The 13,548-nt window shown below is 71.9% G+C and carries 12 protein-coding genes; 4 read left to right on the top strand and 8 right to left on the bottom strand.

Going from position 1 to position 13,548, the window contains the following annotated elements:
- Positions 1-112: 112 nt before the first annotated feature.
- A complete protein-coding gene (locus H343_RS0121910) occupies positions 113-1,024 on the bottom strand; it encodes an MIP/aquaporin family protein (protein ID WP_028432898.1) in 912 nt (303 codons plus the stop codon).
- A 177-nt stretch (positions 1,025-1,201) separates the two neighbouring features.
- A complete protein-coding gene (locus H343_RS32085; protein ID WP_051265717.1) occupies positions 1,202-1,867 on the bottom strand; it encodes a TMEM175 family protein in 666 nt (221 codons plus the stop codon).
- 242 nt (positions 1,868-2,109) lie between these two features.
- On the opposite strand from H343_RS32085, the gene H343_RS0121900 reads away from it, so the two are divergent.
- On the top strand, positions 2,110-2,733 hold the full coding sequence (locus H343_RS0121900) for a TetR/AcrR family transcriptional regulator (RefSeq protein WP_028432897.1): 624 nt from the start codon (positions 2,110-2,112) through the stop codon (positions 2,731-2,733).
- Here the strand turns inward: H343_RS0121900 and H343_RS32080 are convergent.
- Entirely contained in the window at positions 2,666-3,763 is a 1,098-nt protein-coding gene (locus tag H343_RS32080; RefSeq protein ID WP_051265741.1) for a MaoC/PaaZ C-terminal domain-containing protein, read from the bottom strand. The genes H343_RS0121900 and H343_RS32080 overlap by 68 nt on opposite strands.
- 5 nt (positions 3,764-3,768) lie before the next feature.
- Positions 3,769-5,133, bottom strand: a complete 1,365-nt coding sequence (locus H343_RS0121890; RefSeq protein WP_028432896.1) for a 3-oxoacyl-ACP reductase — start codon at positions 5,131-5,133, stop codon at positions 3,769-3,771.
- A 72-nt stretch (positions 5,134-5,205) separates the two neighbouring features.
- On the opposite strand from H343_RS0121890, the gene H343_RS0121885 reads away from it, so the two are divergent.
- The 3 genes from H343_RS0121885 (at position 5,206) to H343_RS0121875 (ending at position 9,073) form a co-directional block, all read left to right on the top strand.
- Entirely contained in the window at positions 5,206-6,510 is a 1,305-nt protein-coding gene (locus H343_RS0121885) for an acetyl-CoA C-acetyltransferase (protein WP_486587003.1), read from the top strand.
- 117 nt (positions 6,511-6,627) lie between these two features.
- Complete coding sequence (locus H343_RS0121880; RefSeq protein ID WP_078506008.1) at positions 6,628-8,586, top strand: long-chain fatty acid--CoA ligase; 1,959 nt, start codon at positions 6,628-6,630, stop codon at positions 8,584-8,586.
- A 34-nt stretch (positions 8,587-8,620) separates the two neighbouring features.
- A complete protein-coding gene (locus H343_RS0121875; RefSeq protein WP_028432893.1) occupies positions 8,621-9,073 on the top strand; it encodes an ASCH domain-containing protein in 453 nt (150 codons plus the stop codon).
- Positions 9,074-9,193: 120 nt separating this feature from the next.
- On the opposite strand, the gene H343_RS0121870 is transcribed toward H343_RS0121875, so the two are convergent.
- The 4 genes from H343_RS0121870 to H343_RS32075 form a co-directional block, all read right to left on the bottom strand.
- Positions 9,194-10,375 (bottom strand): lipase family protein, encoded by a 1,182-nt coding sequence (locus H343_RS0121870; protein ID WP_037904655.1) that lies wholly within the window; start codon positions 10,373-10,375, stop codon positions 9,194-9,196.
- A 416-nt stretch (positions 10,376-10,791) separates the two neighbouring features.
- Positions 10,792-11,727 (bottom strand): TauD/TfdA family dioxygenase, encoded by a 936-nt coding sequence (locus H343_RS0121865; RefSeq protein ID WP_028432891.1) that lies wholly within the window; start codon positions 11,725-11,727, stop codon positions 10,792-10,794.
- Positions 11,728-11,914: 187 nt separating this feature from the next.
- Positions 11,915-12,379 carry a thioesterase family protein gene (locus H343_RS0121860; RefSeq protein WP_028432890.1) on the bottom strand — a complete coding sequence of 155 codons (465 nt, stop codon included), beginning with the start codon at positions 12,377-12,379 and terminating at the stop codon, positions 11,915-11,917.
- The gene (locus H343_RS32075; RefSeq protein ID WP_078506006.1) at positions 12,376-13,488 is read right to left on the bottom strand and encodes a 3-hydroxyacyl-CoA dehydrogenase NAD-binding domain-containing protein; all 1,113 of its coding nucleotides are present in this window, start codon (positions 13,486-13,488) and stop codon (positions 12,376-12,378) included. The genes H343_RS0121860 and H343_RS32075 overlap by 4 nt, the downstream gene beginning before the upstream one ends.
- Positions 13,489-13,548 lie beyond the last annotated feature (60 nt).

Raw genomic sequence — 13,548 nt, 5'->3', positions numbered from 1 at the left:
AATGTAGTCCGGTGTGCCCCACTTCGCCCGGCGGGCCGAGGGTGGCCGCTCGCACGCGATGGGCGGGGACCGGCGGTCCCCGCCCATCGGAGTTCTCAGTCCGAGCCGCCGGTCACCCGCCCGTGCCCGGTTCGGGAACGCGGCCCTCGGGCTGCTCTCCCGGGCCGCGCGCCGTGATGACCTTCGCGATGAACAGGTCGTACACCTTGACCCCGATGACGCCCCCGATGAGCGGTCCGGCGATGGGAATCCACCAGTAGCCGCTGAACCAGTCGAAGGTCCCTGGGAAGGCGATGTCTCCCCAGCCCTCGAAGAAGGTGAACAGCCGGGGGCCGAAGTCCCGGGCGGGGTTGATGGCGTAGCCGGCGTTCGTGCCGAAGGTCAGACCGATCACGACGACGATGAGGCCGGTGACGAAGGGGGCCATGTTGGACTGCGGGCCGGTGTTGCGCTGGTCGATGAGCGCGCAGATGAGGAGGAGCAGGATGGCGGTGCCCACCATCTGGTCGAGGAGTGGCCCCCACCACGAATCACCGAAGTACTCGGCCGGGAACGTGGCGAAGATGGAGTACGTGGGCAGCGACTCCTCCCTCCCCATTCCCTCTTTCTGGTTGAAGGCGTCGATGGCCCAGTGGTACGTCGCGTAGACGAGGGAGGCGGCCACGAACGCTCCGGCGACCTGGGCTCCCCAGTAGGGGAGGATCTTCTTCCAGGGGAAGTGGCCGCGTACGGCGAAGCCGAGGGTCACGGCGGGGTTGATGTGGGCCCCGCTGATGCCTCCGGCGACGTAGACGCCGAAGACCACGGCGAGGCCCCATCCCCAGGAGATGATCAGCCAGTTCGAGGGGCCGAATTCGCCGGCCTGCCGGCCCGAGCCCGAGAGTCCGACGACGGCGACGGCGACCGATCCACAGCCGATCAGGACAAGAACAAGAGTCCCCAGGAACTCGGCGAGCAGCTCTCCGCTGAGGCCTTCCCCGTAACCGCGTCGGCGTGTACCTCGCTCTGCACTGTGCTCAGCCATCGGCTCTCCTTGGTCGGATGGAACAGCCCTGCCCCGCCCCTCTCCGAAACCGTAAGCAGAGGGTCACTCAGCGAAGTGCGCCTGACCGCGAGTCACTATGTATGTCAATCCGATGGCGTACGGGTGGGCCGTGAGCCCGGGAGCCGGGTGGCGCGGGAGACGGCCCGTCAGTACCGGTCAGTGCCGGTCAGTGCCTGTCAGGGGAACGGAGGGCGAGGCGGCCTCGGTGCTCCGCTTCCGGCGGCCGATCGCGAACTTCGCCGGGAGCAGGGCGAGCCAGACCCACTTGGCCCACGCGGGGGAGGCGAAGGCCACGGGCACGGTGACACCGAAGACGAGGACGCTGGCGGCCAGGTCGGCGGCGTCGAGGCGCCGGGCGCGCAACGCGGTGCCGTCTGGCGGGGGTCCGAGGCGGCGGTGCGAGGTGAGCAGCAGTGTCAGATGGACGGCGTTGAGCGCGGCGACGTTGAATCCGTAGACGGCCACCGCCAGGGGCTCGTAGCTGTACTCGGCGAGCAGCGCGGTGGGGAAGGGAAGTACCGCCGTGAAGCCGAGTCCGATCAGTGTCAGACCCGTGACCGTGCCGTCCATCGACGGGAAGGCCGCCAGGATGCGGCGGTGGTCGCGCCAGAACTCGGCGATGACGGCGAAGCTCAGAGCGTAGGCGGCGAGATGGGGCAGCGTGGAGTGCAGGGCTTCGAGGAAGCCGGCGTTGCTGAGCCCCCGCCGGACGGTGATGTCGAGGACCAGCAGTGTCATCGCGATGGAGAAGACCCCGTCGGAGAGGTTCTCCAGGCGTTCGAGGCCCCTGCCTTCCGAGGCGGGGGCGGGCGTGTGATCCACGCACGGGATCGTAGACGTGCGGCCGCGTGCCCCGGGACGTACGCGCCCGCCGCGCCCGCGAACCGCACACGAAGTGCTGAGGGCGCGAGCGTGCGCCCTCGCTGGACGGTGGCAGCCGGCCGCTCGGAGGTGCGGTGACGGAGGGTCCGCGTACGCTTACGTGGGAGGAGCCCGTGGGGAGATGCGGTGTGGAGGGCGTAGCGGTGGGCACGAAGAGCAAGGGCGGCGCGGGCCGCCGGCGGATGCCGCGCGAGGTGCGGGAGCGGCAGATGCTGGACGCCGCGGTCGTCGGCTTCGCGCGTCACGGTTACCAGGCCGCCTCGATGGACGACATAGCCGAGGAGGCGGGGGTCTCCAAGCCGCTGGTCTATCTGTACCTGAAGTCGAAGGAAGACCTCTTCACGGCGTGTCTGCGGCGCGAGCGTGCGGCGCTGGTCGAGGCCGTACGGGAGGGCACGCAGGAGCCGGACGCCGCCGCGGAGCGGCAGCTGTGGAAGGGGCTGTGCGCCTTCTTCGCGCACACGGCGGCCCGGCCGGACGGCTGGTCCGTGCTGCACCGTGCGAACACCCAGGGGGAGCCCTTCGCGAGTGAGGTCGCCGGGATGCGGGCGGAGATCACGGAGCTGGTGAGGCTGCTGCTGAGCCGGGCCGCCGTGGACGCGGGCTGCGACGGCGAGTTCGCCGAGCGGGAGGTCTCGGGGCTCGCGCACGCGATGGTGGGGGCCGCGGAGTCCCTCGCCGTGTGGGCGAACGACCGTGGTCAGGACGCCCCGTCGGCGAAGGAGACCGCGGCCACGCTCATGAACTTCTGCTGGACCGGTCTGGGGCGGATGGTGACGGGGGTCCGCTGGACACCTCACCGGTGAGGTGCAGCCGTTGCCCCTCGTTCCCGTCGACTCCCCGGCCGGCCCCGCGCAGTTCGAAGCGGGTGACGTGCCGGGGTGCCCCGCCGGGAGCCGGCGCTGTGCCCGGCCGGGCCGCTCCGTGGTCCTCCGCGAGGCCGAAGGCGACGGTCGAGGGCAGCGGCACCGGCGCCCTGAACTGTGCGCGGGCGCTGATCTGCTCGCCGCCGGCGGCCGCTTCCGTGGCGGCGAGGGCACGGGCGAAGGTCCACATTCCGTGGGCGATGTGCCGGGGGAAGCCGAAGAGCTTCGCGGTCAGCGGGTGCAGATGGATGGGGTTGCGGTCGCCGGAGACGGCGCCGTAGCGGCGCCCGAGGCCGGAGGGCAGGTCCCACAGGTCGTGCACCGGCAGCGGTGCGGGTTCCCGGGCCGGTTCCCGCCCGCCGGCCGCGCGTGCGGGGTTGTCCGTTGCGCGTGTGCCGCCCGCCCCTTCGGTGCTGTCCGTCCCGTCGGTGTCCCGAGCCGCGTCCCCGGCGTCCGTCCCGTCCGCGGTGCGGGTGCGATGCCGGCACAGGTAGGTGCTGCGCGAGTGCCACACGAGCTGCCCGCTCAGCCGTGCCTCGGTCACCACCTCGAACGTGCTGCCGCGCCGGTGCGGGGCGAGCCCTTCCGCGCGTACGGCCATCTCCGGCTGCTCGTCCGCGTCGTCCGCCCGCAGCGCCCGGTGCTGGGTGAGTTCGATGCCGGTGTGGACGAGGCCGAGCAGCGGGAAGGGGAAAGCGGCGGCGGCCATCAGCTCCATGGCCAGCGGGAAGCCCAGGACGTGCGGGTAGGTCGGCGGGAGCAGTCCCGCCTCCCGGCCCGGCTGTTCGAAGCCGCAGACGCGGGAGTACGTCCGTACCCGCGCCGCGTGTGTGCGTGCCCGCGGCAGGACGAGTTGTTCGCCGGGCATCCGCGCACGGTCGTACGGTCCGCGCTTGCCCGGTGAGGTGAGCGCCCCGCGGGCGAGAACGAGCGGCAGCCGCGGAGGCGCGCTCAGATGACGGACGGTCATGGCGGTCACGCTCCCAGCAGGCTCTGTCCGCAGACGCGGACGACCTGGCCGTTGACGGCGTACGAGGCGGGTGAGGCGAGCCAGGCGACGGTCTCGGCGACGTCGGCGGGCATCCCGCCCTGGGAGTGGGAGTTCATGCGGCGGCCGGCCTCGCGGATGAAGAAGGGAACGGCGGCGGTCATCCTCGTCTCGATGAAGCCGGGGGCGACGGCGTTGACGGTGACGCCGTGTCCGGCGGCGGCACGCGGGGCGAGCGAGCGGACGAGGCCGATCACACCGGCCTTGCTCGCGGCGTAGTTGGTCTGCCCGACGTTGCCGGCGATGCCCGCGATGGAGGCGGTGCCGACGATGCGGCCGGTGCCCTCGCGCAGCGCGCCGGCGGACAGCAGATGGTCGGTCGTGCGCAGCACCGCGTCCAGGTTGACGTCGAGGACGGAGTCCCAGCGCTCGGCGCTCATGTTGGCGAGCCTGCGGTCACGGGTGATGCCCGCGTTGTGCACGAGGACGTCGAGGCCGCCGGCGGGCAGGGCCCGGGCGATGCGCGCCCCGGCGTCGTCCGCGGTGATGTCGAGGGGGAGGGCGGTGCCGCCGAGGCGTTCGGCGACGCGGGCCAGGTCCGCCTCGGCCTGGGGGACGTCGAGGCAGACGACGTGGGCGCCGTCGCGTGCCAGGGTCGCGGCGACGGATTCGCCGATGCCGCGTGCGGAGCCGGTGACGAGGGCGGTCCGTCCCTCCAGGGGCCGCTCCCAGTCGGTCGTCCCGACCGTACGTCCCCGGCGGGCGGCGTCGCCGATCTCCACGACCTGGCCGCTGACGTACGCGGACTTGGGCGAGAGCAGGAAGCGCAGTGTCGACTCGGCGTCGGCCGGGCCGGTTCCGGGCGTCAGGCGGACCAGTTGAGCGGTGCGTCCGCCGCCGGTCTCCTTGCCGAGCGAGCGTACGAATCCCTCCAGGGCCTGCTGCGCCGCCGCCTGGTGGTGGTCGTCCGGGTCGGGGCGGGTGCCGAGGACGACGACGCGGCCGCAGCCGGCGAGTGAACGCATCACGGGGTGGAGGGCGGTCCGCACCTCCCGCAGTTCCGCGACGGTCCGTATGCCCGTGGCGTCGAGGACCGCGGCGGCGTACCGGGTGTCCGGCAGGACTTCCGTGGAGACCGGCAGGCCGATGCCCTCGAGCGTTGCCGCCAGTTGATTCGTGTGCGTTCCTTCGCCCCCCGGCGGCAGGGCCGTCAGGTGCAGCAGCGGGCCGCCTTCGAGTACGGGCCGCTCCGCCGACCAGCGGTGCAGCGGTACGGGCCGCGGGAGGCCCAGCAGGCGGGTGAAGCGGCGGCCGGGCGGTGTGTTGGTCCAATGCAGATATCGGTCGGCCATTCCCCAACTCCTCCGGTTCGCGTAAATTTACTTCGGAGTAAGGTTACTTTCAGGTCAGGAGTTTGGTCGAGGATGGTTTCCAGCGGCCTCATGAGTTCCCGCAGCCCGCGCCGTGTCGCCGTCATCGGCGGCAGTCGCATCCCCTTCGCGAGGTCCGACGGTCCGTACGCGACCTGCTCGAACCAGGAGATGCTCGGCGCCGCACTGGACGGGCTCGTCCAGCGGTACGGACTGGAGGGCGGGCGCGGCGTCGGCGAGTTCGTGGCGGGCGCCGTGCTCAAGCACAGCCGCGACTTCAACCTCGCCCGGGAGACGGTGCTCGGCTCCCGCCTCGACCCGCGCACCCCCGCCTGTGACATCCAGCAGGCATGCGGCACCGGCCTCCAGGCGGTGATCACGGTCGCCAACAAGATCGCCCTCGGGCAGCTCGACTCCGGTGTCGCGGGCGGCGCCGACACCGCCAGCGACGCCCCGCTCGGCGTCAACGACGACCTGCGGCGCATCCTGCTGGCCACCCGCAGGGCGAAGACGTTCAAACAGAGGGCGGCGGAACTGGCCCGCATACGGCCGCACCACATCGTCCCCGAGATACCGCGCAACGAGGAACCCCGCACCGGGCTCTCCATGGGCGAGCACGCCGCCCGTACGGCCCGCGAGTGGGGCGTCACCCGGCACGAGCAGGACGAACTCGCCGCCGCCAGCCACCGCAACCTCGCCACCGCCTACGACAGCGGCTTCCTGCACGACCTCGTCGTCCCCTTCCGCGGCCTGGCCCGAGACCAGAACCTGCGCCCCGGCACGTCCACGCACAAACTCGCCCAGCTCACACCCGTCTTCGGCACCGGCGAGCCGGACGCGACGATGACGCCGGGCAACTCCACACCGCTGACCGACGGCGCCGCGACCGTACTGCTCGCAAGCGAGGAGTGGGCCGAGGAGCGCGGACTGCGGCCGCTGGCCTACCTGTCCGCGTACGAGACCGGAGCCGTGAGCTTCTTCGACGAGGACGGCGGTCCGGGGGAGGACGGGCTGCTGATGGCGCCCGCCCACGCCGTGCCGCGGATGCTGGAGCGCGCCGGGCTGGGCATGGAGGACTTCGAACTCTTCGAGATCCATGAGGCGTTCGCCTCCCAGGTGCTGGCCACTCTCGCCGCCTGGGAGAAGCGCGGCCTCGCTCCGGTGCCCCGGGACCGGCTCAACGTGGCCGGGTCGTCGCTGGCGACCGGCCACCCATTCGCCGCGACCGGTGCCCGCATCGTCGCCACCCTGGCCAAGCTTCTCGCCCGGCGGGAGGAGGCGAAGCCCGGCGCACGCGGCCTGATCTCCGTCTGCGCCGCGGGCGGGCAGGGGGTGACCGCGGTACTGGAGAAGGCCTGACCGTCCGGCCTCCGGTCCCGACTCCCCGACCTGTTCAACCGGTCCGCTCATCCGGTCCGGAGCATCACACGAGGTACGTCGAGGTACGTCGAGGTACGTCATGGAGAGGAGCCGCTCATGCCGTCCCAGCCCCTGAGTCAATCCGTGCGTGCCGGTGGTGCCGCAGCCGGTGCCGCCGGCGCGCACTCCGCCGGTGGCCCACCGCTGCTCGTCGAGCCGGAGAAGAAGACGGTGGACGGCGTGGTGCGCGAGGTCACCACGCCGCCCTTCGCCGAGCCGGTCACGAGCGGTTCGCTCGGCGACATCCCCTTCACCAACGCCGCCGAGGCCCCCTCCGAGGCGGTGCTCAGCCGCAGGCGTCCGGACGGCAGTTGGCGGGACGTGACCGCGTACGAGTTCGCCGGGGAGGTGCTGAACACCGCGAAGGGGCTGATCGCGCTCGGCATGGAGCCGGGAGACCGGATCGCCGTCATGGCCCGCACGACCTACGAATGGACCCTTCTCGACTTCGCGGGATGGGCGGCGGGACTGGTCACCGTCCCCATCTACCCGACCTCCTCCGCCGCGCAGGCCCGCTACATCCTGCAGAACTCGGGTGCGCGCGGCTGCGCGGTGGAGAACGTCGAGCAGGCCCGGATGCTCTCCGCGGAACGCGGCGCGGTCCCCTCACTTGAACATCTGTGGCAGTTCGACGCGAGCGGCCTCTCCCAGATCGCGGACGCGGGCAGGAGCCTGCCCGACGAGGTGGTCGAACAGCGGCGCGCCCTCATCGGCCCCGACCACATCGCCACCCTCATCTACACCTCCGGCACCACCGGGCAGCCCAAGGGCTGCGTGCTCACCCACGGCAACTTCTTCGCCGAGGTGGACAACGACATCGAACTGCTGCACCCCGTCTTCAAGTCCGTCAGCGACGAACCGGCGGCGACACTGCTCTTCCTGCCGCTGTCGCACGTCTTCGGACGGATGGTCGCGGTCGCCTGCATGCGCGCCCGCGTACGCCTCGGGCACGCGCCCAGCATCCAGACCGACGAACTCCTCGCCGACCTCGCCGGGTTCCGGCCGACGTTCCTGCTCGGCATCCCCTACGTGCTGGAGAAGGTCTACAACACCGGCCGCGCCACCGCCGAGAAGATGGGCCGCGCCTCCTCCTTCGACCGCGCCGCACGCATCGCCAGACGGTACGGACGTGCCGTCGAGGAGCAGGAACACGGGCGCGGCAGCGGCCCCAGGACCGGCCTGAAGGCGGCCCGCGGCCTCTACGACGTCCTCGTCTTCCGCCGTATACGGGCGGCGCTCGGCGGCAGGTGCCGGTACGTCATCAGCGGTGGATCGCCGCTCGGCCCCCGGCTGGCCGCCTTCTACGAGGGCGCCGGCATCTCCGTCTTCGAGGGCTACGGACTGACCGAGACCACCGGTGCCTCCACCTGCACCCCGCCGCTGAAGCCGCGGCTGGGAACGGTCGGCTGGCCCGTACCGGGCACCGCGGTACGCGTCGCGGACGACGGCGAGGTGCTGCTAAAGGGCCGGCACGTCTTCAGCGGCTACTGGGACCAGCGGCGGCAGGCCGCGGTGCCGGACGTCGGCGCCGACGGATGGTTCGCGACGGGCGACGTCGGCGCGCTCGACGACGACGGGTACCTCACCATCACCGGCCGCAAGAAGGACCTCATCATCACCTCCGGCGGCAAGAACATCGCCCCGGCCCCGCTGGAGGACTGGCTGAGGGCCCACCCTCTGATCAGCCAGTGCCTCGTGGTCGGCGACAACCGCCCGTACGTCACCGCACTGATCACGCTGGAGCCGGACGGTCTGGCGCACTGGCAGCAGATGCACAAGAAGACCGGTCTGACGCCGCAGCAGCTCATCGACGACGGCGACCTGCGGCACAACCTCCAGCAGGCGGTCGACGAGGCCAACAGAATGGTCTCCCGCGCCGAGTCCATCCGCCGCTTCGAGGTCCTGCCCGGTGACTTCACCGAGGAGGCCGGCCACCTCACGCCGTCGATGAAGCTGCGGCGGGCGGCGATCGTGAGGGACTACGACGAGGAGATCGCGAGGCTGTACGAGGGCTGAGCCGGAGCCGCGGCCACAGCACTAGAGTGCGGTGATGACTTCTGCATCCAGCCCCGCCGAGGAGAACGAGCAGCTGCCCCGGGTGGAGTTCGCCTTTCCGGGCCCGCTGCGGGAGCAGCTCGTCGCCGCGGTCCTCGAGGGCCGCAAGACCGCGACGACGGGACTGCTGCGTGAGTACGAACACGAGGGCGAGCCGCTGCCCGTGGCCGGTACGCGGTCGGCGGTGATCGACTCGACGGCCGTCCCCGTCGCGGTCATCGAGACCACCGACGTGCGCGTCGTACCGCTGGCCGAGGTGGACGCCGCCCACGCGCGGGACGAGGGCGAGGGACACGAGACGGTCCAGGAGTGGCGGGCCTCCCACGAGGAGTTCTGGCACAGCGCGGAGATGCGTACCGCGCTGGGTGAGGCGGACTTCGTCGTGGACGACGCGACCGCGGTGGTGCTGGAGCGCTTCCGGCTGGTGGAGGACCTCCGGCCCCGCTGACCGCGCACGGGGGTACCGAAGCGGTCGGCGGGGCCGGAGGCCGGGTGGCGCGTGGCCCGGTGGCGCGTGAGCGGGGTGCGTCAGGCGGGCGGTGCGCCGGCCGGGCGGTGCGGAAGCGGTTCAGCTGCCGCAGTCGCCCTGGGTGGGCTCGTCCTTGAAGCGGTCGGAGAGCCAGTTCATCGCCGGGATGGAACCGAGGACGGCCGTGGCCGTGTGCGGAGAGAGGGGATAGCTCTTCCACTCGACGGTGTTGCCCTTCGCGCACCAGTCCGCGCGGAGCTGCTGCCCGACCTCGTGCGGAATGATCTCGTCTCCCTCACCGTGGTAGACGTACACCGGGTGGCCCGGTGCCTTGGTGCCGAGCTTGTCGGCGTCGATGCGCTGCTGCCAGTCGGGCTCTTCGAGGGGGTTGCGGACGGTCACCTCGTCGATCGTCTTGTTCGCGCCCGCTTCGGAGTTCTCGGCCAGACAGCCCTCCCGCATGATTCCGGCGATCCGCTTGCCCTCGTCGTTCAGGTAGCTGTCCAGGCCGAGTTCGGGGTACGCGGCGTCGTGGCCGACGGCCGACATGAGGACGAGTCCGGCCTCCGGGTCGCCGTCGTTGTAGTCCGCGACCTTCGGCAGATCGGCCGGAACACCGCCGCTCGCGGTGCCCTTGACCTTCAGCTCGGGTGCGTAGGAGCTGTGCAGCTCGGCGGCCCAGCCGCTGGCCTGGCCGCCCTGCGAGTAGCCCATGATGCCGACGGGCGAGTCCTCAGTGACGCCCTTCTCCTGCGCCCCGGGCAGACGCTGGGCGGCACGGGCGGCGTCGAGCACGGCGGTGCCCGCGGCGCGGCCGACCGTGTAGGTGTGGACGCCTGGCGTGCCCAGACCCTCGTAGTCGGTGACGGCCACGGCCCATCCGCGCAGCAGCGCCCCCTCGATGAGGGCCGCCTCGTTGGCCGTCCCCTCGGGGAAGTTGGCGGACGGGGCGCACTGGTCGCCGATGCCGACGGTGCCGACCGCGTAGGTGACCAGGGGACGCGGGCCCTCGCGGCCGTCCATGGGGACGAGGACGGTGCCGGAGACGGTGTTCGCCTCTCCGTGGACGTCGGTCGAGGCGTACTCGATCTTCCAGGCGTGCGTCGGGGTGGGCACGCCGAACACCTTGAACTCGGTGGGTTCGGCGCTGACGATGTCGCCGGGCGCGGCGGCAGCGGCATCCGCCCGCTCGGACTTGGCGGGCTCGGCCCGCTCCGAGGGCGACGCGGCGGCCGCAGGGGTCGCGGCGACGCCCGACGCACACAGAGCGGCCACCGCCATCGAGACGGTGACCGCTTTTCCTCGGGTGGATCTTCTGCGTGCTGAACCTGTCGCACCGGCACTGCCGGTGCCTCTCGTACGGCTCGGGAACGACATGGGGGGTCTCCCAACGATCAGAAGTGCTGGGCTCGTCGAGAGGAACGTACTGACCCGTCAGTATCCCGGGAAGAGGGCGCGCAGGAGGAAGCGCCGGCCTGCGTGCCGGAGGACCGCCCCTCCTGGTACGAGTCGGGCGGAAGGGGACGGTGTGCTCAACGGGGCCCGGAAGTCCGGCAGTCGCGCCGCTGTCGCGTGTCGCCGCGTCGGCGGCCACGTGGCGTTACCGTCCGGGGCCGGGGCCGGGTGCGGGCCGGGGCCGGGCCTGCCTCAGGTGCAGGCCCGGCCCGCCGTCCCGCGGGTCGTTTCGCGCCCGCGCCTCAGAACGGGCGGTCGCCCGCGATGGCGACGCGTTCCGCGACCCGCCGGTGCGGGGCGTAGTCGTCGACCGCGTAGTGCTGCGTGGAGCGGTTGTCCCAGAAGGCGATGTCGCCGGGCTGCCAGTGGAAGCGCACCTGGTACTCCGGGACGTGCGCCTGACGGACGAGGTAGCTCAGCAGCCGGTCGCTCTCGTCGCGGTCCATGCCCACGATGTGCGTGGTGAAGGAGGTGTTGACGAAGAGCATCTTGCGGCCGGTCTCCGGGTGCGCGCGTACCACCGGGTGTTCGACGGGCGGGAACTCATCCTGCATCGGGATGAGCTTCTCCGGCCCGTAGAAGCGGGCGAAGCCGGGGATGAAGTCGTGCACCGCCCGCGCTCCTTCGATGCGGGCCTTGACCGTCTCGGGGAGGTTGTCGTACGCGGCGGCCATGTCCGCCCACATCGTGTCGCCGCCGACGGGCGGCACATCGTGGAGCTGGAGCACGGCGCCCAGGGCGGGCCGTTCGCGGAAGGTGACGTCCGCGTGCCAGACGTTCTCGAACGTGGGTGTGCCGCTGCCGCCCTTCTCGAAGCGGACGACCTCCTCGGAGGAGCCGCGGGCCAGCAGCGGGTTCGTCTCCAGCTCGCCCCAGTGGGCGGCGAAGTCGCGCTGCTGCGACGAGGTGAGGGACTGGCCGCGGAAGAAGAGCACCTTCCACTCCAGCAGCGCCCGGTTCAGCTCCTCGCGGAGCTCGGGGCGCAGCGGCTGCGACAGGTCGACGCCGTGGATCTCGGCGCCGATGATGCGGCCCTGCGGTACGACCTCGAACAGGTCGTACGGGCGCTCCTGCCATCCCTCGGGAAGACGGCGCAGCGTGCGGCGCCCCTCGTACATCCCGTCCTCGGGGATGCGGGCGCTGCGCAGGACAGGGGTGTGCTCGGCCATTGCGGTCATGGTGATGATCCTTCGAAGTCGGCGGTCGGTCAGGGGTGTTCGGGCGCGGGAGAGGACGCCGCGCTATCGACCGGACCGCTCACACCCGCGCCGCCAGGGCACGCCGAGGCGTCCGAGGGCGGCGGAGGTGTGCGGGATCATGTCAACGATTGTGTGCGTGGAGACGGGGCGCCGTCAACGCCGCATCTCACGCCCTGGGTACGGGCCCGATCGAGCGCCCCGCCCATTCGGGCGGGCGCCGGGTGAGCGACGCGAAGCGTTCACGTACCCCGTCGGGGAACGGGGCGGCGCGGCCCGCCGACTGGTCGACGTGGATCATCAGCAGTTCGGTCGTCGCGACGGGCTCCGCACCGCCCGCGAACATCTCCAGCCCGAGGCGGACCTTCTTCGCGTCCACCCCGAGAACCCCTGTACGGACGGTGAGTTCGGCACCCTCGGAGACCTCACGGAGATACCGCACATGCGCCTCCGCGGTGTAGAGGGAGCAGCCGCTGCGCTCGCGGTACTCCGCGTCCATGCCGGTCTGGATCATCATCTCGTCCGTGGCGCGGCCGAAGACGTGGACGTAGAACGCCTCGTTCATATGGCCGTTGTAGTCGATCCAGTCCGGCTGCACGGTCTCCCGGTGATCCGTGATCCGCTCGGTGCTCACGCGCTCTCTCCCTCGGGGTGCCGGCCTGCTCCTGCGGTACCGTCCTCCGCCGTGCCGCCCGGCAGGCGCCCCGTCGCCCGCAGTACGGCGATGACGCCCTGGTCCCGTTCCTCCACCAGTTGTGCGATGGAGCGGCCCCCGGCCGCCTCGTCGCAGCCCTCGACCATCGCATCGCGCAGCGACGCGTCCAGCTCCGGCGCCTCCAGCCGCGTCCAGGGCGACTTGAGCGAGGGCCCGAAGTGGTCGAGCATGTGCGCCATGCCGCCCTCTCCGCCCGCGAGCGCGAAGGTGAGGCAGGGGCCCATGAAGGCCCAGCGCAGTCCGGGTCCTTCGGTGATCGAGTCGTCGATGTCCCGTACGGTCGCCTCGCCGTTGGCGACCATGTGCAGTGCCTCGCGCCACAGCGCCTCCTGGAGACGGTTGGCGATGAAGCCGGGCAGTTCGCGGTCCATGGTGATGACGGACTTGCCCGCCGCCTCGTAGAAGCGCGACGCCCAGGCGACCGCCGCCGGGTCCGTCCGTTCGCCGCCGGCGACCTCGACGAGCGGGATGAGGTACGGCGGGTTGAAAGGGTGCCCCACGAGCAGACGGCCGGGGTCCGCCGCCTCGCCCTGCATGTCGGTCATCGGATAGCCGGAGGTGGAGGAGGCGATGACTGCACCGGCCGGGGTGGCGGCGTCGAGCCGGCCCAGCAGTTCGCGCTTGAGGTGAAGTTTCTCCGGAGCGCTCTCCTGGACGAACTCGGCGTCGGCGACGGCCTCTTCGAGGGTCGGCAGGACGCGGAGCCTGGCGGGGGAGGCCGACTCGGCGAGCCCGAGCTGCTCCAGGGAGGGCCAGGCCGCCCCGACGAGACGGCGCAGCTTCACCTCGGCGTCCGGCGCCGGGTCCCATGCCGTGACGTCGTAGCCACGCGCGAGGAAATGGGCCACCCAGCCGCCCCCGATCACCCCAGCGCCGACGCAGGCGACGCGGCGGACGGCATCGGGCGGGCAGGGGGCGGCGGTGTACGAACCGGCGGAGTCGGGCGGGCCGGAGACGGGCGGTCGGGAGGCGGGGGAGGAGCCGGAGCCTCGTGGGGAAGCGGAGCCGGGGGCGGGGACGTCGGTCATGCTGCGTGTCCTTGTTCGATCGCGTGGCCTGCGGAGTGCCGGGCCGTGAGTGCCCGGCTG

It is taken from the genome of Streptomyces sp. TAA204 (assembly GCF_000424965.1).
Note: the sequence above shows the minus strand (reverse complement) of the source record. Positions and strands in the feature narration are given on the sequence as shown.